Annotated in this window: 19 protein-coding genes; 2 read left to right on the top strand and 17 right to left on the bottom strand. The window is 44.6% G+C overall.

Features of this window, described 5'->3' with window-relative positions; genetic code table 11:
* Positions 1 to 50: 50 nt before the first annotated feature.
* The 3 genes from AAC006_RS09430 to ubiG form a co-directional block, all read right to left on the bottom strand.
* Positions 51 to 995 (bottom strand): lipase chaperone, encoded by a 945-nt coding sequence (locus AAC006_RS09430; RefSeq protein ID WP_339891172.1) that lies wholly within the window; start codon positions 993 to 995, stop codon positions 51 to 53.
* 65 nt (positions 996 to 1060) lie between these two features.
* Positions 1061 to 2002 carry a triacylglycerol lipase gene (locus tag AAC006_RS09425; protein ID WP_244360867.1) on the bottom strand — a complete coding sequence of 314 codons (942 nt, stop codon included), beginning with the start codon at positions 2000 to 2002 and terminating at the stop codon, positions 1061 to 1063.
* A gap of 316 nt (positions 2003 to 2318) precedes the next feature.
* On the bottom strand, positions 2319 to 3128 hold the full coding sequence (gene ubiG, locus AAC006_RS09420) for a bifunctional 2-polyprenyl-6-hydroxyphenol methylase/3-demethylubiquinol 3-O-methyltransferase UbiG (protein ID WP_208806057.1): 810 nt from the start codon (positions 3126 to 3128) through the stop codon (positions 2319 to 2321).
* 168 nt (positions 3129 to 3296) lie between these two features.
* On the opposite strand from ubiG, the gene AAC006_RS09415 reads away from it, so the two are divergent.
* Positions 3297 to 3656, top strand: a complete 360-nt coding sequence (locus AAC006_RS09415) for a DUF2237 domain-containing protein (RefSeq protein WP_041452628.1) — start codon at positions 3297 to 3299, stop codon at positions 3654 to 3656.
* A gap of 75 nt (positions 3657 to 3731) precedes the next feature.
* Here AAC006_RS09415 and AAC006_RS09410 read toward each other — a convergent pair whose 3' ends face one another.
* The 14 genes from AAC006_RS09410 to AAC006_RS09345 form a co-directional block, all read right to left on the bottom strand.
* Positions 3732 to 5162: an aldehyde dehydrogenase family protein gene (locus AAC006_RS09410; protein ID WP_208806056.1), complete on the bottom strand. Its 1431-nt coding sequence runs from the start codon at positions 5160 to 5162 to the stop codon at positions 3732 to 3734.
* Positions 5163 to 5171: 9 nt separating this feature from the next.
* Complete coding sequence (locus AAC006_RS09405) at positions 5172 to 6812, bottom strand: acetolactate synthase large subunit (protein WP_013786366.1); 1641 nt, start codon at positions 6810 to 6812, stop codon at positions 5172 to 5174.
* Positions 6813 to 6943: 131 nt separating this feature from the next.
* Entirely contained in the window at positions 6944 to 7357 is a 414-nt protein-coding gene (locus AAC006_RS09400) for a DUF4112 domain-containing protein (RefSeq protein ID WP_013786367.1), read from the bottom strand.
* 36 nt (positions 7358 to 7393) lie between these two features.
* On the bottom strand, positions 7394 to 8473 hold the full coding sequence (gene hemH / locus AAC006_RS09395; RefSeq protein WP_339891169.1) for a ferrochelatase: 1080 nt from the start codon (positions 8471 to 8473) through the stop codon (positions 7394 to 7396).
* A gap of 156 nt (positions 8474 to 8629) precedes the next feature.
* Positions 8630 to 10228 carry an AbgT family transporter gene (locus AAC006_RS09390; protein WP_049791847.1) on the bottom strand — a complete coding sequence of 533 codons (1599 nt, stop codon included), beginning with the start codon at positions 10226 to 10228 and terminating at the stop codon, positions 8630 to 8632.
* 290 nt (positions 10229 to 10518) lie between these two features.
* Complete coding sequence (gene hflC, locus AAC006_RS09385) at positions 10519 to 11400, bottom strand: protease modulator HflC (protein WP_013786370.1); 882 nt, start codon at positions 11398 to 11400, stop codon at positions 10519 to 10521.
* Between the two features lie 5 nt (positions 11401 to 11405).
* Positions 11406 to 12557, bottom strand: a complete 1152-nt coding sequence (hflK, locus tag AAC006_RS09380; protein ID WP_288389064.1) for an FtsH protease activity modulator HflK — start codon at positions 12555 to 12557, stop codon at positions 11406 to 11408.
* 71 nt (positions 12558 to 12628) lie between these two features.
* Positions 12629 to 13918, bottom strand: coding sequence for a ribosome rescue GTPase HflX (gene hflX / locus AAC006_RS09375; RefSeq protein ID WP_288389065.1), 1290 nt, complete (start codon positions 13916 to 13918; stop codon positions 12629 to 12631).
* A gap of 17 nt (positions 13919 to 13935) precedes the next feature.
* A complete protein-coding gene (gene hfq / locus AAC006_RS09370) occupies positions 13936 to 14187 on the bottom strand; it encodes an RNA chaperone Hfq (RefSeq protein WP_013786373.1) in 252 nt (83 codons plus the stop codon).
* 74 nt (positions 14188 to 14261) lie between these two features.
* Entirely contained in the window at positions 14262 to 15221 is a 960-nt protein-coding gene (gene miaA, locus AAC006_RS09365) for a tRNA (adenosine(37)-N6)-dimethylallyltransferase MiaA (RefSeq protein WP_013786374.1), read from the bottom strand.
* A complete protein-coding gene (gene mutL, locus AAC006_RS09360; RefSeq protein ID WP_339348923.1) occupies positions 15214 to 16983 on the bottom strand; it encodes a DNA mismatch repair endonuclease MutL in 1770 nt (589 codons plus the stop codon). Before mutL ends, miaA begins: the two co-directional genes overlap by 8 nt.
* A gap of 35 nt (positions 16984 to 17018) precedes the next feature.
* Complete coding sequence (locus AAC006_RS09355; protein ID WP_339348922.1) at positions 17019 to 18398, bottom strand: N-acetylmuramoyl-L-alanine amidase; 1380 nt, start codon at positions 18396 to 18398, stop codon at positions 17019 to 17021.
* 65 nt (positions 18399 to 18463) lie between these two features.
* The gene (tsaE, locus tag AAC006_RS09350) at positions 18464 to 18946 is read right to left on the bottom strand and encodes a tRNA (adenosine(37)-N6)-threonylcarbamoyltransferase complex ATPase subunit type 1 TsaE (RefSeq protein WP_288389067.1); all 483 of its coding nucleotides are present in this window, start codon (positions 18944 to 18946) and stop codon (positions 18464 to 18466) included.
* A 75-nt stretch (positions 18947 to 19021) separates the two neighbouring features.
* Complete coding sequence (locus AAC006_RS09345) at positions 19022 to 20521, bottom strand: NAD(P)H-hydrate dehydratase (protein ID WP_288389068.1); 1500 nt, start codon at positions 20519 to 20521, stop codon at positions 19022 to 19024.
* Between the two features lie 6 nt (positions 20522 to 20527).
* On the opposite strand from AAC006_RS09345, the gene queG reads away from it, so the two are divergent.
* Complete coding sequence (gene queG / locus AAC006_RS09340) at positions 20528 to 21679, top strand: tRNA epoxyqueuosine(34) reductase QueG (RefSeq protein ID WP_338455653.1); 1152 nt, start codon at positions 20528 to 20530, stop codon at positions 21677 to 21679.
* Positions 21680 to 21699: the final 20 nt, after the last annotated feature.

Raw genomic sequence — 21699 nt, 5'->3', positions numbered from 1 at the left:
TCATATTCCATTGGGGTACAACTATTAAAAGGTTGAATGGTTATACCTGTTCACGAATTTGTATCGACTAACACACGCAGCCGCTTTTGTTCGGTACTCGAGAAGTGAGTGTGCCTGTACGTTGACAAGGCATCTTGCCGTGCATCCTCTTTCATCCCACTAGCGCTTATATGTTGCTGGTATTTGCGGTAGGCATCTATACGTTGTTGCCATAGTGCCTGCGCCTCCCATAATACCGAAAAACGCTCAGCTACATGATGACCAAACTCAGCGGCAATAGCCTGGTAACGAGACTCTGAATCTGCATATCTTTGCTTAATTTGGTTAATTTTTTCCATGTCTAAGGTAGGTTGAAAAGCCGCTTTTTCCTGTTCATCTAGTGCATTTAATTGACCAAAGATCTCATTTCGTTTTTGTTCTCTTGAGAGCTCACGATCTTGAGCAATAGCAAGGCGAGCAAGAGCCCTTGCGTCAATGGCCGCATCGGCAGAAAACAAGTACTCATACTCTTCTTGAGAAAAGTAACTAAGACGCAGCGTATCTCTTGTTGCTAGCTTTTGTTCAACGTCACTTAACGAAATACCAGCATAAGTGATGTCGGTGACGGTGCTCTCGTTTGATACGGTGAGCACCTTGTCAATTTCAGCATCGGTATTTGCCAATGCTACTTTATATTCAACATATCGCGTGAATACATCAGCGGCGTACATGGCAGATCTAGCCTCATACATGTCTGTAGCATTCACACTAAACCTTGCAGTAACTTCGTTATCTGAAGCGCCCTTATTAGTAAATATAAAGCGATCGAAATTGTCCTTTACGCCAAAATATAAGGTAAATACTGGCAATTTCGAACCGTGGTCATTGACTTTCTTGACTGGCTGAACCGCTTTTTTAATTTCAGTTTCTGTCGCATCTTTATTGGGTAATGCTGACGTTGAAAGTTGGCGATTTTCACGTATCTCCCCCTCACCGACAATCCGACTCTCGCTCAATGGAATAATAACTACGAATACGAAAAAGAGGGCGACGCCCCCTCCTATTAACACCCGCATGATCATTATAAGCCTAGGTTCTTTAGACGGTTTGCTTGGTCAACAAACACATCCACTGGATTAGTTTCAAACCAATGAGTGATGCCAAAGCTTTGGTTAACTTCATCAAGGTGATTCATCTTGTAGTTATCTTTAAGCACTTTACCTAAATGAGAGCTACAAGAAGACACCAGCCCATCATTGGTTTCACCAAATGCTATTCCAGTGATGGCAAGAAAAGGGTCGACCACGTCCAGCGCATTTGTGTAAGTTCTACCACCACTCCAAGAATAATAGTACACACCATTCTCACCTAACTGTTTGCCGTCATTGCGGCAGTAGGCCGAGGGCATGCCTTCTGGGTAGCGTGCGTTGAACGCAATTGAACCAGAGGTTGATAGCGAGGTTAGCGCAGCCACAGAGTCGGTAGGTTTATCTCGAGGGTCTGAACCTGAAGCAAGTTCGATAAGATTAGCAAAAGCGTCGGTGATCAACCCCACAGTTCCTTCTTGTACAGACCCTTCCGTAAGCCCACTTTTCAATATATCGGCCACAGCGCTTCCCCAGTTCACACCGGCTACGGAGGTAACCGAGGCTACTTTGCTGGGCGCTACGCTTGCGGCATACCTCGCCGTAGGGCCCCCATGGCTATGGCCGATAAGGTTAACCTTATCGGCGCCTGAAAGTGCAAGTACCTCATCAATATAGTTAAGTAACTGCTCTCCCCTCACTTCAGTAGAGTTAGAAGGAGACACTTCTGCGATATAAACTACTGCGCCGTTTCGAGATAGTTTTTGTGGCACCTTGTAAAAGTAATCTACAAACAAGATGTCATCAAAACCGAAGAGACCGTGAACCAGTACAATAGGATATTGTGTTTTAGCATAGTTGCCTGCCCAAGATTGAGCTGGCAATACTGCGACAAGCAAAAACAGCACGAGCGTTGTTATTTTCGTTCTTAGTTTCATTGCATGTTCCCTTAATTATAAACATTAGTGGTCTGAGGCCAGACCTGAGTTATTTATATGTTAATTTAATGTAAATAACAAGATAAATTAGAGAACGACGCCCTATGCAATTACTTAGAGGCTTTACACATAGTCAGGGTTATTAAGGAAAGAAAAACGTAAAATGCTTTATATTCAGAAGTCTACCCTGAAAATAGGGTATAAGCCTTTATACTATTTAATAAACGAATAAAGAGAATAGGGAGAGGTTATAGCTAGGGAAAATGTTAACCGCCCTATGCAATCGAGAGTCATATGCTCCGGCTATTTGGCTTAATTACTTCCGATGGTAAACCTGTAGGTAATTGACGCTTAGGCTGGGAGTAAGTTTCCATACTTTGGTGAATGGATTTAATGCCATGCCTGTCTCATGATTAAGCGTAAACTCTTCACCTACCCATTGGTTGAGTTCAGTGGGTTTAACAAATTTTTGCCAGTCGTGAGTACCGACAGGTAAATATCGCATGACATATTCAGCGCCTACAATCGCGATAATATAACTCTTTATAGTTCTATTTAATGTAGCAAGCACCAATAAGCCGCCGGGCTTCACTAAGCTTGCACACTCTTTTATTAACTGCACTTGATCAGGTACATGTTCAACGACTTCCGCATTAATCACTATATCAAATTGACGCTCTTGGCTTACTAAATCGGACGAAAGCCCATGCATGTAGTTTACTTCCACGTTACTTTGCTTTGCATGCCGCTTTGCTACTTCAATACTCATAGCACTTGCATCTATGCCGGTAACATCCGCCCCCTCCAACGCCAGCGGTTCACTGATTAGCCCTCCCCCGCAACCAATATCTACGATTGAGAGCCCAGAGAAAGGCTTGGTTTTATCCATAGGGTTCGTTTGGAAGTTTGTTTTAGACGCCTTTTGAACAACGCGCTGCGCTTGCTCGCTTTTTATAAAGTGGCTGGTTATTTGAGATTCAATGACAGATAACCGTGCACGATTGAAATCTAATGCCGTTTTATAATTTCCATTGGGATCCCACCAGCTTTCAGCCAGCGCATCAAAGCGGTCGATTTCCTGTTTTGAAAAATTAATGGGCGCTGATTTTTGGCTTTTATCTAACATGCACTAACACCAGTTTATAAAAAAGGTAAGTCATTCAAATCTATCTCCGCTAGCTTCCCGTAAGTAAAGCTTATGGGGTATTGTGCTGCCCACGGCTAACAGATGCCTGAGTTTTATGAATAATAGGTATACAATCAATGCTTATACGCGCAAAAAGAGGTATTCGTTTTGGCCAATGCTAAAAATGTCTATGGAAGACCACTACAACTATGTTGTGGTAACACAGGTTACACCCGGGAAGGCTTTTGCTACGTGCCCGATGCAGATGTAGGAAACCACAGTGTGTGTGCGGTAGTTACCGATGAATTTCTACAATTTTCATTACGTCAAGGCAACGACTTGATTACACCTTGGCCTAGTATGGACTTTGCTGGCTTACTGGCGGGCGACAGGTGGTGCTTATGTGCCGCCAGATGGTTACAAGCTTATGAAGCAGGCGTTGCTCCCAAAGTGCGATTAGAAGCGACTCATGAACGGGCGCTAGATATTATCCCTCTGGCCACCCTTGAAGCTTTTGCTGCAGAATAAAAAACGGGTGACTTCCATTGGAAGTACCCGCCTTTGAACTGTCTAGTCTATTTGAACGCTAGGTCGTTTTGAGCCCTAAGGCGTTCGAATAACCATAAGTCGTGTTTCTGTCATGTCTTCTATGGCATAACGAATGCCTTCACGGCCAAGGCCTGAATCTTTTACGCCGCCATAGGGCATGTTATCTACACGCCAGCTAGGCACGTCGCCGATGACTACACCACCTACTTCAAGCACATTCCATGCTTTATGTGCTTTATAGATATCACGAGTGAAGATACCGGCTTGCAGCCCATAACGACTGTTATTCACTTCCTCTAATGCACTGTCGTAATCGTCGAACGGCTGTAATATAGATAGCGGACCAAATGCTTCCTCAGCACTTGCATCACAATCTTTCGGTACGTTTTCCATTACCGTCGCTTGCAACATGGCACCGTCTCTTTCGCCGCCGCATAGCACACTTGCGCCAGCCTCTTTGGCATCTTTAATCCAACCTTCCAAACGCTTGGCCTCACCTTCTGAAATCATGGGGCCAATGAAAGTATCTTCATCGCTAGGATCGCCAGACACTAACGCTTCAACTCGTTCTACATAGCGAGACTTAAATTCATCGTAAATAGCAGAATGCACCAACAAGCGCTGCACAGAAATACAGCTTTGCCCTGATTGGTAGTAGGCTCCAACGATAATTCGGTCGATAGCGTCACTAATGTCAGCGTCTTCATCTACTATACAAGCGGCGTTACCGCCTAGCTCTAACACCACAGGTTTTTTGCCAGCTTTCGCTTTTAATGCCCATCCCACATCAGGTGAGCCAGTAAAGCTTAGTAGCTTCAATCGCTCATCGGTGGTAAATAAATCGGCGCCATCGCGGCTACAAGGAAGAATGGAAAATGCGCCTTTTGGCATTAGCTCGCATTCTGCTAACACTTCACCAATAATCAACGCACCAATAGGCGTGCGAGAAGCAGGCTTAAGTACAAACGTGCAACCCGCGGCAATAGCCGGTGCCACTTTGTGCGCAGCTAGGTTCAGCGGGAAGTTAAACGGTGAGATAAACGAACAAGGGCCAATAGGCACTTTTTTCGTCATACCTTGGTATCCTTTGGCGCGGGCAGAAATTTCTAAATTAACCACTTCACCATTAATTCTTACCGATTCTTCCGCCGCAATTTTAAACGTATCAATTAACCGGCCTACTTCGCCTTTAGCGTCCTTAATAGGCTTACCAGCCTCAATACACAACGCTTTACCTAATTCATCTGCACGCTCTGTAAAGCGCTTAACGCAATGCTCTAATATTGCTTGGCGCTCGTAAGGTGCGAGCGCTGTCATTGCAGGTTGTGCCTTTTCAGCAGCGGCTATAGCTTTATCAATCACTTGTGCATCGGCTAACGCTACTTTTGTGGCCACTTCACCCGTGTATTTATTGGTAACGTCTAAATCGGTATTAGCAAAACAAGGTTCGCTTGCAAGGTAATAGGGATAGCTGTCTTTTAACATGTTCACTCCTTATAATTTTGCGCTTAGTTCGGCAATCGTATGGTTAAGTGTTTCGTCATTCATGCTGTAGTCTACGGGGCAGTCGATAACGTGAACGCCAGGCGTATTTAAACAACTTTCTACCATAGGGATTAGCAACTCGGTACTGTCTACGCGCCAACCATGGGCACCGTAGCTTTTTGCGTACTTCACAAAATCTGGATTACCGTAATCCAAACCGAACTCGTCAAACTGCATATTGGCTTGTTTCCATTTAATCATTCCATACGCATCGTCACGCAGTATGATCACAATAAGGTCAAGTTTGAGACGAACCGCCGTTTCAATCTCTTGACTGTTCATCATGAAACCGCCGTCTCCGCACACACTCATTACCGGCACATCCGGCTTCACTAGTTTTGCAGCTATTGCCGAGGGTAAACCTGCACCCATTGACGCCAGCGCATTGTCTAGCAGCAAGGTATTAGGATGATAAGCGGGATAATTTCGCGCAAACCAAATTTTATATACACCGTTATCTAAGGTGACTATGCCATCATCTGGCATAACTTTTCGAATATCGCGAACAAATCGTTCTGGTAATATCGGGAATCGGTTGTCGTTTTCCGCTTCCGCTCTGTGTTTTTCATAGGCATCGTGTACGTCCTTATAGAAATCGAGTTTCCAACCCTCTTGCGGCGTAATGCCTTCTTTTATTTGCCAAATACTATTGGCAATGTCTCCTACTACCTCAAGTTGTGGAAAGTACACGGGGTCGACCGCAGCTGACTCAAAGTTCATGTGAATGACTTTTTTGCCATTGTCATGCATAAAGAAAGGGGGCTTTTCCACCACGTCATGCCCAACATTAATAATAAGGTCGGCTCTTTCTATCGCTCTATGAACAAAGTCGTTATCTGATAAAGCGGTATTTCCCGCAAACCTTGGGTCGCTTTCGTTTAGCACCCCTTTACCCATCTGTGTGGTCACAAAGGGTATACAGGTTTTATCAACAAATTCCCGCAACATTTTTGCGGTTAGTTTTCTATTTGCTCCCGCGCCAATTAGCAACAACGGAGAGGTGGCCTCTTCAATCATTGAAATGGCTGATGAAATCGCTTTGTATTCTGCAATAGGCCGTCTTGATGTACTTGGTGTTAATAAGGGTACTGAGGTGTGCTCATCAGCAATATCTTCAGGAAGCTCTATATGGACAGCACCTGGGCGCTCTTCCGATGCTAACCGAAATGCTTCGCGTACGACTGAGGGAATACGATCGCCGCTGACCACTTGCGTGGTAAATTTAGTGATGGGGCGCATCATATCGACAATATCGATAACCTGAAATCGGCCTTGTTTGCTGGTTTTAATGGGCTTTTGCCCTGTGATCATTAACATGGGCATAGCCCCAAGTTGCGCATACGCAGCAGGGGTAACTAGATTGGTCGCACCTGGGCCAAGGGTAGATAGGCACACGCCAACTTTACCGGTTAGTCTTCCGTAAGTGGCAGCCATAAAACCCGCACCTTGTTCATGGCGGGTAAGTACAAGTTTAATTGAGGAGGTTCTTAACGACTCAAGCAAGTCGAGGTTTTCTTCGCCAGGAATGCCAAAGATGTATTCTACACCTTCAGCCTCCAACGCTTTTACGAAAAGGTCAGACGCTTTCATTAATCCTACACTCCATTTTACGTTAGTATTCACGCGGCAAACGCGTATTAGTAAAGGTTGCTACGCAAAGAGTATAGATAACGATTAATGTGGTTTTGTGAAACTATTCAACAACACCTACCTTTTGGCGCTTATTGCTGGTCTAATTTCTTTTCCCATTCCGTTAACTTTTTCTGAGTTTGGGCATCTACGTCGGCTTTATTTTCGCTTATCCACCACTTTTCCATTAAGCGCACGTTTTTTTGATTCGCTTTATAAAATACATCCACAATATCGCCAATGAAGGGGACAAAGCCTAGGCCAAAATCGATAGCGGAATTCTTTACCATTTGCGCAACCAATGCACTGGGCATTCCCAATGATTTCCCCAACCACACAATACGTAAAGAAACGAGCAGCATTAGTGCATCACCCGCGCCTGGGATAAGGCCAACGATAGAGTCGAGGCCTATCCGAATCGGAATAATCGGTAACTTAACAGCCGTATCAAGTAAATTTGCTAACTTTTGTGCTTTTAACAGTGCCTTTGGGGCTTTACTATCCATGTTTAGCTACCTTATTAATCTAATAACAATTACTGGCTATTTGTCAGCGCCTAACGCGCGAGCTAAGCCAGCTCGTAATGCTGTATCTTTATTCACAGTCCAACCATGTAGATTTTCTTTTACCAAATCGAACAACATATCAATATGTGCTTCGTCACTGTTTAATGCTGGAATATATTCGTACTTTTCACCACCCGCTTCCATGAAGTATTCACGATTTTCTTCGCCAATTTCTTCGATAGTTTCTAAGCAGTCTGCAGAAAAACCGGGGCACATCACTTGTATCGACTTCACCCCATTGCCAGGCAACGACTTCATCGTTTCGTCAGTATAGGGTTTTAACCACTCAGCTTTACCAAAACGAGACTGGAAGGTGGTCATGTACTGCTCATGAGTTAACCCAAGTTCTTCGGCCAACAAGCGCGATGTTTTATGGCATTCGCAGTGATAGGGGTCGCCATTTAATAAGTAGCGCTTTGGAATACCGTGGTAAGAAAGAATAAGCTTATCCGCTTTACCGTGTTCTTCCCAGTATGCACGTACTTTATTTGCCAGAGCTTTAATATAATCAGGCCTGTCGTTGTAATGATTCACAAAACGTAGTTCTGGTAACCAGCGGCGTTTAGTAAAGTCTTTAGCAATAGCATCAAAAGTAGACGCCGTAGTAGAGGCGCTATACTGAGGGTACAAAGGCAAGACTACTAACTTTCTTACGCCCTGCGACAACATGCGTTCAATAGTGTCACTAATAGCAGGGTTACCGTAACGCATTGCAAAATCGACAACGACATCATCGCCATATTCTGCTTTGCAGCGCGCCTCTATTGCCTTTGCTTGCGATTTGGTAATTGTTAGCAACGGTGAACCTTCTTCCGTCCAAACCGTTTTGTAAGCTTCAGCTGAACGCTTAGGGCGAGTATTTAATATGATGATGTTTAAAATGAACCACCAAAGCGCACGAGGGATCTCTACTACTCGCGGGTCTGAAAGAAACTCTTTTAGATAGGGGCGCAGGGCCGCCGCAGTTGGGCTTTCTGGTGTACCTAAATTAGTAACCAACACGCCTATTTTGTCTGATTGACTGTGAGTAAAACCCTGATTGCTTTTGAACTTCATCAATTATTCCGCGTTAAAAAACACTATAACTAGTATACTGAATTTACGGCAATTTTGGGCGAATAGACCACAAATTTAGCACGATTGATGCAATTAAATTTAGCGATTAAAAAAGGTGGCCTTAGCCACCTTTTTAGTCTTAATATTTTCAACCAGTTAAGGCTGATAGTAGGTGGCTGCACCTGGCCCTACAGGCATACCCAATACAAAGACCCACAGATAAAACAGTATGGTCCAACCCACGATAAACACCATGGAATAAGGCAGCATCATCGCAATTAAGGTGCCCATACCGAGATCTTTTTTATACCTTGCTGCCATGGCTAAGATAAGACCGAAGTAGCTCATCATTGGCGCAATAACATTGGTTACTGAATCTCCGATACGATACGCCGCCTGAATAACCTCTGGTGAATAGCCTATCAACATCAGCATAGGCACAAAAATAGGCGCAGTTACTGCCCACTGCGCCGAGGCGCTACCTAACGATAAGTTAACCACACCACACATTAAGATGAACAAAATAAACACTGACGGGCCATCTAGACCAGCCGCTTGAAGAAGCGCTGCGCCTTTAACGGCTAACACTGTGCCCAAATTAGTCCATTTAAAGAACGCCACAAACTGCGCAGCAAAAAAGACTAGGGTAATATATAACCCCATTGCGCCCATACTTTTTGCCATTGCATCAATCACATCACGATCGTTTTTCATCGAGCCTGTAACACGACCATAAACAAAGCCAGGCACAGCAAAAGAAACAAAGATGAAGGCAACTATGCCTTTTAAGAAAGGCGAACCCGCTACCGCGCCGGTTTCAGGGTGACGCAGAATACCGTTTTCAGGCACAATAGTGAGCGCCAAAATACCGCATACCACTACAAAGGCGATACCCGCCCAACGAAGTCCTTTCTTCTCAATAGCAGAAGGAGCATCCATTGATTGCTTACTTAAATCTACAGAAGCTTCTGATTCGTCGAACTTACCGAGTCGAGGCTCTACCACTTTTTCGGTCACCAGAGCACCCATAGTGGCCACCACAAAGGTACTGATAAACATGAAATACCAGTTAACTTCTGGGCCTACCACGTAATCAGGATCAATCATGTGAGCAGCGGCTTCGGTAATGCCTGAGAGCAAGGGGTCTACCGTACCAAGTAACAAGTTAGCACTGTAACCTGCGGATACACCGGCGAAGGCGGCTGCAAGACCCGCGAGAGGGTGGCGACCTAACGAATGAAATATCATAGCAGCAAGCGGTATTAACACCACATACCCAAGCTCTGAGGCGGTATTTGAAATAATACCTGCAAACACGACAGCAAAAGTAACCGTACGCTTTGAAGCATTCATTACTAATGAGCGCATGGTGGCTGACAACAAGCCTGAGTGCTCAGCAACTGATACACCAAGTAATGCAACTAATACGGTGCCAAGTGGGGCAAAGCCGGTAAAGTTAGTTACTAGGCCAGTAACAATACGCTGCAAGCCTTCCGCGCTCATTAACGAGATAACTTCAATCATGCCATCAGCTTCTCGACCTTTTGCACCTTCCGGGCGAGGGTCAACTACCGCTAAATCGAAATAGCCAAGAATACCGCTTAACACCACGATAAAGCAGGCTAACATCGCGAATAAAGTCACGGGGTGTGGCAGTAAATTTCCAAGAAACTCCACAGTAGCGAGGAATCGGGAGAATAAACCACCCTGTCCGCCCTGGTTTTGGGCAGATTTATCTTTTGTATTTTCCGGAATCAAAACATTCCCTCTGTCGTTTTTATTACCCAGTCATTACCCACTAAGCAGCAGTGATGTCTGCAATGTAGTTCAATAATGCTGCGTTTTATAATAATAAATTCGCGCTTATTTTAACGTATTTTGAGCAATTTTGGCAGTAGGTGGATAAATTGAACAATTTAAAACCTCTGTAAAGCGCCGAAAAAATTCAGTAAAAAGTATAACTTTCAGATAATTACGCACTTTACAGCAGGCACAAAAAAGCCAGTCTAAAGACTGGCTTTTTAACAGAAAAACGATGTTAGGTATTAATTACCTTTAGATGCGTTCATGTAGCGGAAAAAGTCGCTATCAGGCGCGATCACCATCACATCTTGCTTATTATTGAAGCTGGCTTTGTATGCATCCATACTTCTTAAGAAGCTGTAAAAATCAGCATTTTTAGAATAAACATCTGCATAGATTTCTGCTGCTAAGGCATCACCTTCACCTTTAAGCTGACGAGCATTACGTTCAGCATCAGCAAGCATTACCGTTACCTTTGCGTCTATATCAGCGCGGATAACTTCAGCTTGCTCTTGACCTTCTGAACGGTGTTCTCTTGCTACTGCAGCACGCTCAGCACGCATACGTTGGAAGATTGAGTTACTCACTTCCGTAGGTAGGTTGATTTGCTTAACACGTACATCAACAATTTCGATACCAAGCTCATCAGAAGACGTTGAAGCCTGCTCCATTGCTTGGTTCATTAATGCTGAACGCTCACCAGATACAATCTGTGCAATAGTACGTGTACCAAATTCAGAACGTAATCCGTTATTCACTTTTTGCTTCAATAGCGCTTCAGCTTGCAACTTATTACCACCTGTTGAAAGGTAATAACGGGCAAAGTCGTCAATGCGCCACTTCACGTATGAATCAACAATTAAGTCTTTCTTTTCGCTGGTTACGAAACGGTCAGGCGTGTCATCCAACGTTTGTACACGTGCGTCTAAGTGACGAACAGAGTCAATGAATGGCAATTTGAAATGAAGACCAGGTTCGAATACTTTTGTATCGCCTGTGGCATCATCTCGTTGAACCTTACCAAATTGAATAACAATGGCACGTTCGCCTTCAGTTACTACGAACAAAGAGCCCGAAGCAAGAACCACTAGAAGTACTAATACTGCAATAGCTAAATTCTTCATCATGATTATCTCCCCTCTCTGTAGCTGTCACCACGCACACCAGAGGTGGATGATGAATTACGGCTATTCTGGCCTTCGTCAGCCACTGGCATTTGTAAGCCTTCTAAGGTGCTGCGTGAACGGGGCGTTGAACTGCCTTGTTGACGTTCCATGATTTTATCTAAAGGAAGATACATCATGTTGTTGCCACCTTTACTATCCACAAGGATTTTACTGGTGCTACTCAATACTTCTTCCATTGTCTCTATGTAAATACGCTCCCGTGTTACCACAGGCGCTTTTTCGTATTGAGGCAATAACGATTCAAAGCGAGCAACTTCACCCTGCGCTTCAAGCGTTACACGCTCTTTATATGCCTGCGCTTCTTCGTTCATACGATTAACTTGACCACGAGCACGAGGTTCAATCTCACGTGCGTAGGCTTCGGCTTCTCGAATGAAACGCTGTTGATCTTCCTGTGCTGAAATTGCATCATCAAATGCATCTTTCACTTGCTCAGGTGGGCGTGCGTCACGGAAGTTCATGTCGATAATCGACACCCCCATGTTGTACGGTTCAATAATAGCTTGAAGCTCTTCCCAAACACGTTGGCGAGCCACTTCACGACCGTCAGTAAGCACATCATCCATTGTTGAATGACCTACCACGTAGCGAATCGCACTGTCTAAAGACTGGCTTAAGCTTGTCTCTGGGCTTTCAACAGCAAACGTCCAGCGGTACGGATCTACAACGCGAAATTGCATTTCCATCTGTACGCTAACCACGTTCTCGTCTTCCGTTAGCATAGAGCCTGACGATGACTGGTCGCGAATAGATTGCACATCCACAGGAATAACTCTGTCTATAAACGTTGGTGCCCAACGTAATCCAGGTTCAACTTGCTTAGCGTACTCACCGAAACGTAATACTACGCCGCGCTCAGCTTCACGAATGGTGTAAAAACCGCTTACAGCCCAAATGATCACTATCAAGCCAATTAAAATACCAGCACCGATACCGCCCAAGCTCTTACCTGAGCCTCCGCTACCGCCGCCAGATTTTCCGAACTTACCGAATAAGTTCTTGAATACATCATCTAAATCGGGTGGACCTTGATCACGTCCGCCGCGATTTTTCCACGGGTCGTTATTATTGCCACCCGGCTCATTCCAAGCCATGCTGATACTCCATAGATTACAGTTTTATTTTTGAAATTCGCATGCATTGCCGTGCTAAAAATTAGCAGCGGTTAATGTCGCACAACATACTCTGATATTCCGTTTTCTAAACGCTTTTCAAGTCGATTCCAATCGGCCATTGGCATTCGAACATCTACCACCCAATCACCTTTATTGTCGTATTCTTCACTGGATATACAATTTAATTCAAATAGTACACCACGCAGACTACTTTGCGCTGGGGGTATTTTAAGCGTGTAGTTAACCATACTTTTACTCAAGCACTCTGTTAACGCTTGCCCAAGCAATTCGGTGCCTTCACCGGTTTGTGCTGATAGCCATACACGGGTAGGAACACCTTCCTCGTTTCTTTCAATACGAGGTTTTATGTCATCTAGTTTATCAATCTTATTACATATTAGTAATTGTTGAATCTCATTAGCGTCGATTTCTTCCAACACATCGTTAACTTCATCGATGGTTTCACGATATTTCGCGTCTGCAATATCCACCACATGGAGCAAAAGATCTGCTTCTTGGGTTTCCTGAAGCGTGGCTTTAAATGCCGCCACTAGGTCGTGTGGGAGATGCCTAATAAAGCCTACCGTATCGGCTAAAATGGCAGGACCTACGTCTTTCAAATCTATTTTTCTAAGCGTAGGGTCTAACGTGGCAAACAATTGGTCTGCCGCATACACGTGCGCGTCGGTAATAGTATTGAAAAGGGTAGACTTACCAGCATTGGTATAGCCCACTAAGGATACTGTGGGAATTTCAGCACGCTTTCTAGACCTTCGTCCTTGTTCGCGCTGCTTTTGTACTTTTTCTAAACGACGAAGAATGGCTTTTATACGCCCACGGAGTAATCGGCGGTCAGTTTCAAGCTGGGTTTCACCCGGCCCACGCAAACCTATACCACCTTTTTGGCGCTCTAAGTGAGTCCAACCACGAATAAGACGGGTAGAGATGTGACGCAGCTGAGCGAGTTCAACCTGAAGCTTACCTTCATGTGTTCTTGCTCTTTGCGCAAATATATCGAGGATCAGCCCCGTTCTATCTAGCACTCTACATTGGCAGACCGCTTCTAAGTTTCGCTCTTGAGAGGGCGACAAACTATGGTTAAAGATAACGACATTAGCGTCGTGCGCTTTAACTGCTGCTGCAATTTCTTCCGCTTTACCCGAACCCACAAAGAATTTAGCTTGGGGTGCACTTCGTGAAGTTGTGATAACTTCTACCGCGTTTACACCCGCAGAAGACACAAGCAATTCGAGCTCGGCTAAATCTTCTTTGCTGTTTTCATCAGTAAAATTAACATGAACTAGTACAGCCTGTTCACCGGCTTCATAACGGTCAAACAAGCGCGTTACCTTTTAATTTATTCAGCTTTAGTATTTTCAGATTCTCCTGTAGCACTCGGCATAGTAATAGCGCGAGCGGGGACAACGGTGGAAATAGCGTGCTTATACACCATTTGGCTTACTGTATTTTTAAGTAGAATCACGAATTGATCAAATGATTCAACTTGTCCCTGTAATTTAATGCCGTTTACCAGATAAATAGATACTGGAATACGCTCCTTGCGTAATGCATTTAAGAATGGGTCTTGTAAAGACTGCCCTTTAGCCATTTGATATCCTTAGTTTTTATTATTAGTGGCCCTTACTCATGGCCACTGCACGTCTAATGTATACCACACTCAACTTATTCAAGTGTGACTTTCGCTGTAATTTTAGTCAAATTATCTTTACAAAATGTGTCTAGCCAAGTGAGATTTTCCCACCCCCTAAGCCACGTAAGCTGCCGCTTAGCAAGTTGCCTAGTAGCGATAATGCCCCTTTCGCGCATTTGCTCGTAGGACAATTGGCCCTCTAAGTATTGCCACATTTGCCTATAGCCAACCGAACGAATTGACGGTAAATCTTCGTGAAGATCGCCCCGCTCAAACAGTCGTCTAACTTCTTGTTCAAATCCATCTTCTAGCATCATGTCAAATCGCTGAGCAATTCGCTCATGCAAGACGCTTCTATCTTCTGGAGCAATAGCAAATTGGCTAATATCGTAGGGGCAAGGACTGCCTTTCTCGTTTTGCCAGTCTGTTAGCGTTTTGCCCGTTCCACGAAATACTTCTAAAGCTCTGGTTAATCTTTGAGGGTCGTTAGGGTGAATTCTGTCACCACTAATGGGATCCACTCGGCAAAGTTCGTCGTGCAATTTTTGCCAACCGGAAGCTTCTGCTTCACTGGCTATTTCGCTGCGTATCTTTTCATCTGACTTAGGTAGTGGCGAAATTCCATTTATCAAGGCATTAAAGTACATCATTGTACCCCCAGCCAATATTGGTACCCTATTTCGACTATGAATCTCTTCTATAAGCCTAACCGCATCGTTACAAAACTGTGAAACAGAGTAACTTTCTGCTGGGTCAATAATATCGATAAGATGATGAGGAACTAACGATTTCTCAGCAGCCGTAGGTTTCGCCGTACCTATATCCATATTAGTGTAGACCAAAGCTGAATCGACACTGATGATTTCGCAGTCCATTTTTTCAGCCAGCGACAGTGACAAACCCGTCTTACCTGACGCCGTCGGCCCCATTATAGAGATAACAGGTAATTGAGACTTATGCTGAGACGATGCAGATTTTATGCCATCAACCATGGTTATTTCCCCATGTTGAAATCAAGCCTGCTAACGAGCGCACTTTACCAAATCGCTTTATATATTCCCATTGTTTCACGTCGTTTTTCTCATCCAACCAGTGCCACAATTGTGCGCATAATATTTCGTCCAAATCTTGGTCGTCTGATAAAACTAATTCATAGCGCTTTTTATCATTTGAAACGTCGCTCTCTAACAGCCTTTCAAACCAACGTATCCAAGGGAAGTGTCTTGTTCCTGCGGGCACTTGCTGCAATCTGTACTTGCCAGCCACTTGATTAATCTCAAAGTTAAGCGCGTTAAGCACCTCAATTTTTTCAGGCTCCACGTGGGCAACTTCAAGCGCCACTGGCATTAACAAAGGTTGTGAATGTTCCGCCGTTTCAAATACATCTTGTAAATACACGTTCGCGAAAGAATTTACATCCAGCAGGTAAACATTTTCATTGTGTACGTAAATTCTACAATATGAGTTTAGTGCAATATGCTGACTTTGCTCACGCTCTGTTGATGATAGCGTGTCGCTATTTGGCGTCATCAAACGATTAAAATTAGATTGATAAGCGGCGGTTGGCGCTTTCGATTGTCTATGCCCCGATAAACCCGATAAAGAACCGCCACCTGAGGCACCTAAACCCGATTGTGATGACGAGGCCGGAGAATGACTTAAAGGACGTATATAGTCATGACTTTGCTGCGGTGGATTAAATTTCACTGGTTCATCAAAGCGTTCAGCTTCACCATGGTGCTGAGTTTCACTCTCACTGGTAATTGAGTGCAATGCATCACACACTGTCTTACAAATAAAATCATGTACCAAGCGCCCTTGCTGAAAGCGAACTTCATGCTTTGCCGGATGTACGTTCACGTCCACGTCTTTTGGATCGAGCGTTAGATAAACAACAAAAGAAGGCTGCTCTAGTACGCCCCATACACTTTCGTAAGCTTGTCTAATAGCGTGCATAATTAACTTATCGCGCATACCGCGCCCGTTTACAAAGCTAAACTGGCAATCGTTACTGCTGCGCAGCATTACTTCGCTGCCTAGCCACGCATTCATGGTAATCCCTTCGTATTTCACATTGATATGTACAGCGTTATCAATGAACTTTTGCCCAACTACAGCGGCAATACGAGGGGCAAGTGAGCCATGTTTATCGGCAATATAGCGCTTAGTCGTCTTGCCGTTATGTTTAAGAATAAAACTAGCATGGGGGTAACTAAGGGCTATGCGCTTCACCACATCTTCAATGTGTTGAAACTCTGTTTTTTCGGCGCGCAGAAACTTGCGCCTTGCCGGCGTATTGTAAAAAAGGTCAGCTACATCAATGGTGGTTCCTTTGGGATGAGCAGCTGGCTGAATATTAACGGCCATTTCACGACCTTCGCAGTAGGCCTGCCACGCTTCGTTTTGTGATTCGGTTTTAGAGGTTAGCGTTAAACGACTAACCGAACTGATACTCGCGAGCGCTTCCCCACGAAAGCCTAAAGATAAGATTCGCTCTAAATCATCTAATGTTGATATTTTACTAGTGGCGTGACGGCTTAGCGCAAGCTGTAACTCATCTTTAGCAATACCACCGCCGTTGTCTTTTAAACGTATGCGCTTATGGCCACCTTTCTCAATATCTATTTCTATTTTATCGGCGCCTGCATCTAGGCTATTTTCTAGTAACTCTTTAACCACAGACGCAGGGCGTTCAACCACTTCCCCTGCGGCAATCTGGTTGGCCAATTGTGGCGATAATAATTGTATAGACAAAAGAAACTCGTCGGTAGAATTTGATTAACGCGATGTTAGGATCTTGGAATAGTAAGTACTTGCCCTATTCTCACCACATCACTATTTAAATTATTGGCAGCTTTTAAGCGGCTAACGTTCACATTATAGCGCTGAGCAAGAAGCGAAAGCGACTCTCCACTTCTTACAGTATGGGTTCGACTATCAGCACGTTCAAGTGCCCATAATGTACCATCTGGGGGGACTTGCTTAAAATAGCGTTTTGCTGCGGTAAACATGGCTTTCGCCAGTTTTTCTCTATGTTTAGCCCAGTTAAGGTTTTTCTCTTCTTGCGGGTTTGAAATGAACCCTACTTCAACCAAAATGGATGGAATATCTGGCGCTGTGAGTACCGCAAAACTGGCTGCTTGAGGTGCACGCTTATGCAAAGAAGTTACCTGCTTCATTTCCTCAATCACTTTGTTGCCTAAGTCATGACTGGTGGCCATACTGTGATCCATCGATAAACCAAGAATGGTTTCCGCCAAATAACGTTCGTTCGATTTATCACTGATCACTTCCGCAGCACCACCTAGTAATTCAGAGTGACGTTCTGATTTTTCTAGCCAGCGACCTAGTTCTGTATCGGCACGGCGCATCGACAGCACCCACACAGAGCCCCCTTTAGGTTGTGGTTGGCTAAATGCGTCGGCGTGAATAGATATCAATAAATCGGCTTTTTGCTTGCGAGCGAGTTCTGGGCGCTTGTTTGGCGATACATAGTAATCACCACTGCGAGTCATTATGGCCCGCATACCGCGCTCACCATTAATCATGGCTTCAAGTTTTTTTGCTATGCTTAATGTAATGTGCTTTTCATATGTACCGGCAGGCCCTATAGAGCCTGGATCTTCACCACCGTGGCCCGCATCAATGGCAACAATAATGTCTCGGTTTCTATGGCTACTCGAACCATCCATTACGACGGAAGACGTCGAAGCATTTGACGGTGACTTGCTAGATGCAAAAGTACCTGAACTGCTTGAGCTGGCAGCTGGCGCACCACTGTCTTTCAAATCAATAACTAGCCTGTGACCATAAGGTTTGGTGGGTGTCATTGCAAATAAAGACGGCGTTGCCGCACGATTTAACTCGATAACCACCCGCGCAGATTGTTTATTTTTCGGTGTAGAGTAGCGTACCTTGCGCACTAAATCGCCAGAATCAGACTGTAGGGATAAGGTCTTGCTATCACTCGTATTTGATAAATCAATAACGAGGCGATGTGGATTTTTAAGGGGGAAGTAAGTGAATTCAGGCGCAGACGACATATCGAGTACAATTCGCGTGTTGTCTGGTGAGGGCCAAATTCTTAACCCATCAATTTGATTTTGTGCAGCATGGACAGTTTGTACTACAACCCAAATGCACATAACCGATAGAATTTTACGTACCATGCTTCGCCTTTATTTTGCTTGTTGCTACAAGCTTATAGTCGTTATTGTTTATCAAAGCTCATTATTTATAGCGTTTTACAACCTTGCAATATTTTTGCGCCTTTCACGCTTGTCGCTTCTACACTGAACTGACGACCAGTTGGCACAATATTTATACTAATCACTATGTCTGGTGATGCCAAGTATTCAGCGCCATTTTCTGACCATTCTATAAGGGCAATGTTTCCTGTGCCGAAATAGTCTCGAATACCCATGAACTCAAGCTCTTCTGGGTCGGCTAAACGATACAAGTCAAAATGATAAATTGAGACACCTTCTAATTCGTAAGGTTCCACCAAGGTATAGGTAGGGCTTTTCACATTTCCGTCGTGCCCTAATGCTTGAATGAAATACCGGCTGAAGGTGGTCTTTCCTGCGCCCAAATCACCGTTTAAAAATATCACGGCATCTATTGGCTGCTGGGCCGCTACGGCATTCGCCAAATCTTTTGCCATTGATGAGGTATCTTCAGGCGTTGCAGCAAAAAATGAAGAGTGCGGGTAAGACATCTTTTTAACGTTCCACATGATCAAACTAAAAGGCTGATATTGGCATTAAGCCCAAACCAGCCTATGCCAAGAGATTTACTGATTAATTAACGCACGTACGGCATCAAATAGATCACTGGCTATCATACCACGTTGTCCATAAAGCTGGGCAATATCATCGCCCGCTTTAGCATGCAGCACCACACCATACTTAGCGGCTATATCAACACTAAGGCCTTGCGCCATTAGCGCACCTAATATACCACTAAGTACATCACCACTACCCGCCGTTGCCATACCAGGGTTACCATGGCGACAAACCCACGTTTTCTTTTCATTGTCGATAAGCGTACCCGCCCCTTTTAGGACACATACTGCATGGTAGCGCTGCGAACATTGCCTGGCGTAATTGAATCGGTCGCTTTCTACATCATCAACCGACACGCCCAGCAATCGGCCAGCCTCTCCCGCATGAGGAGTAAGTACGCAGTGTTCCAGTGTATATGCAGTTGACTGCTTGCATAAAAGGTTTAGTGCATCAGCATCGATGACTATAGGTTTGTTTTCACTTTGGCAGTGTTTTAGGACAGCGGTAAATACGCTTTCTGACCACTCATCCTGACCAAGCCCAGGGCCAATGACTACGCATGACGACCACGCTAAAGCATCATCTAAATGGCTTGATGTCACCATCAATTCAGGCCGGCCTGCACTAACTTGAATAGTAGACGCCTCGTGGGTATAAACCCGTACCATTCCCGCACCACTTCGAAGAGCCGCTTCACCGGCTAGCCTAATAGCACCGGCCGTTCCACGATTTCCGCCCACGCATAACAACCTTCCATAGGTGCCTTTATGGCTGTGCACATCGCGGGGGCCCATGCCCTTGAAATGATCAATGTTCAATAAAGTCGCGCTGGCTTTTGCTAGGGTTTGAAAGGCTTTTCCTACCCCTAAATCTGCATACACTAACTTACCGCAAGACTGTTTACCTGCACCGGTAACCAAACCCGGTTTGATACCCACAAAAGTAACGGTAACATCCGCTTGTACGCAGCGTCCTAAACTCTGGCCTGTGTTAGCATCTAATCCTGAAGGTACATCAATACTGACCACGGGGGTTGATGAATCATTGATGGCATCGATAACGTCGGCGAACTCATTGCGAATGTAGCTGTTAATTCCTGTACCTAATAGCGCATCGATTACTACGTCGGCTTTTTCAATCAAGGCAATATCGAAAGGTTTTATACTACCACCAGCATCTACCCACTGCTTTTGTGCGGTGCCAGCGTCGCCGTCTAAAACACGGTCTGGCTCAATCGCGCAAACATGCACTTTTTTACCTGCTTTTTTTGCATTTAATGCGGTAATGTAACCGTCGCCAGCATTGTTACCTTGGCCTAGTAGAATTAAATACACATCAGAATTAGCGAACAAACTCTGGCACTGCTCAAATACAGCACCACCGGCGCGTTGCATTAACGTGAACATGTCACAGCCAGACTGAGCAGCCGCTTCGGCTTCATTTTCTCTGACCTGATCGGCCCGAAACAGTTTGTATGATAAACTTGAGGTGAGTTGAGTATCTAGCATAAGTACATGTCCACTATTAATTCTATCGACCTAATTCAATTAACCCAAGATATCAAGGCTTGGGGCCGCGCGCTAGGCTTTCAACAAGTTGGTATTAGTGATATTGATTTACATCAGCATGAAGCCCATTTAACGCAATGGTTAGAGAACGGCTATCACGGCGACATGGCTTTTATGGCCAACCATGGCATGAAGCGCGCCCGCCCCGATGAACTTGTGCCAGGCACACTGCGCGTAATTAGCGTGCGTATGAACTACCTTCCGCCTGATGCCTCTTTCGCAAAACATCTAAGCCAACCAGACACAGGTTATATCAGTCGTTATGCACTTGGTCGCGATTATCATAAGGTGCTGCGAAAGCGATTAAAGCAACTGGGTGAAAAAATCACCACCGCGCTGAGCAACACTGAGTACCGCCCTTTTGTCGATTCAGCGCCTGTTTTAGAGCACGCTATTGCAGAAAAAGCAGGTATAGGTTGGACTGGCAAACACAGTTTGACCATTAATAAAGAGGCAGGGTCTTGGTTCTTTTTAGGTGAGCTTTTTATTAACCTGCCCTTACCAATTGATTCACCCACAGAAGAAGGCTGCGGTACGTGTACGGCATGTTTGACTATATGCCCAACCAACGCCATCGTCGCCCCCTACAAAGTAGATGCTAGACGTTGTATTTCCTACCTTACTATTGAATCAGATAAAGATATTCCCGAGGATCTTCGCCCTTTAATGGGTAATCGAATTTATGGTTGTGACGATTGCCAGCTTATTTGCCCATGGAATCGTTATGCTGATATTACTGAAGAAGAAGACTTTCACCCCAGAAAGGTTTTGCATGGACAGAGCCTAGCAACGCTCTTTTCATGGGACGAAGCTACCTTTTTGAGCAACACAGAAGGGTCGCCTATTCGACGGATTGGATTTGAAAAATGGCAACGTAATATTGCCGTCGCATTGGGAAATGCCAACTACAGCGAACAAACTGTTAATGCCCTTCAGACAAACCTTGGAAAAGTGAGTGATAAAGTGGACCGACACATTTCGTGGGCATTAGCACAACAAGAAAATAAAAAAGCGGGTTTAGCATTAGAAGAGAAAGCAAACAGACAACAAAAAAGATTAACCCGAGCAGTAGAGAAAGGGTTACCAAGAGACGCTTAAGAACAAAGTACTAATTGAAT

The organism is uncultured Alteromonas sp., assembly GCF_963976965.1.
GTDB classification, from domain to species: Bacteria; Pseudomonadota; Gammaproteobacteria; order Enterobacterales; family Alteromonadaceae; genus Alteromonas; species Alteromonas naphthalenivorans.
Note: the sequence above shows the minus strand (reverse complement) of the source record. Positions and strands in the feature narration are given on the sequence as shown.

Excerpts from the sequence above, each read along its gene's own strand:
- AAC006_RS09425 (WP_244360867.1), bottom strand. The coding sequence starts at position 2,002 with ATGAAACTAAGAACGAAAATAACAACGCTCGTGCTGTTTTTGCTTGTC.
- ubiG (WP_208806057.1), bottom strand. The coding sequence starts at position 3,128 with ATGTTAGATAAAAGCCAAAAATCAGCGCCCATTAATTTTTCAAAACAG.
- AAC006_RS09410 (WP_208806056.1), bottom strand. The coding sequence starts at position 5,162 with ATGTTAAAAGACAGCTATCCCTATTACCTTGCAAGCGAACCTTGTTTT.
- AAC006_RS09405 (WP_013786366.1), bottom strand. The coding sequence starts at position 6,812 with ATGAAAGCGTCTGACCTTTTCGTAAAAGCGTTGGAGGCTGAAGGTGTA.
- AAC006_RS09400 (WP_013786367.1), bottom strand. The coding sequence starts at position 7,357 with ATGGATAGTAAAGCCCCAAAGGCACTGTTAAAAGCACAAAAGTTAGCA.
- hemH (WP_339891169.1), bottom strand. The coding sequence starts at position 8,473 with ATGAAGTTCAAAAGCAATCAGGGTTTTACTCACAGTCAATCAGACAAA.
- hflC (WP_013786370.1), bottom strand. The coding sequence starts at position 11,400 with ATGAAGAATTTAGCTATTGCAGTATTAGTACTTCTAGTGGTTCTTGCT.
- hflK (WP_288389064.1), bottom strand. The coding sequence starts at position 12,557 with ATGGCTTGGAATGAGCCGGGTGGCAATAATAACGACCCGTGGAAAAAT.
- hfq (WP_013786373.1), bottom strand. The coding sequence starts at position 14,187 with ATGGCTAAAGGGCAGTCTTTACAAGACCCATTCTTAAATGCATTACGC.
- miaA (WP_013786374.1), bottom strand. The coding sequence starts at position 15,221 with ATGGTTGATGGCATAAAATCTGCATCGTCTCAGCATAAGTCTCAATTA.
- AAC006_RS09355 (WP_339348922.1), bottom strand. The coding sequence starts at position 18,398 with ATGGTACGTAAAATTCTATCGGTTATGTGCATTTGGGTTGTAGTACAA.
- tsaE (WP_288389067.1), bottom strand. The coding sequence starts at position 18,946 with ATGTCTTACCCGCACTCTTCATTTTTTGCTGCAACGCCTGAAGATACC.
- AAC006_RS09345 (WP_288389068.1), bottom strand. The coding sequence starts at position 20,521 with ATGCTAGATACTCAACTCACCTCAAGTTTATCATACAAACTGTTTCGG.
- queG (WP_338455653.1), top strand. The coding sequence starts at position 20,528 with ATGTCCACTATTAATTCTATCGACCTAATTCAATTAACCCAAGATATC.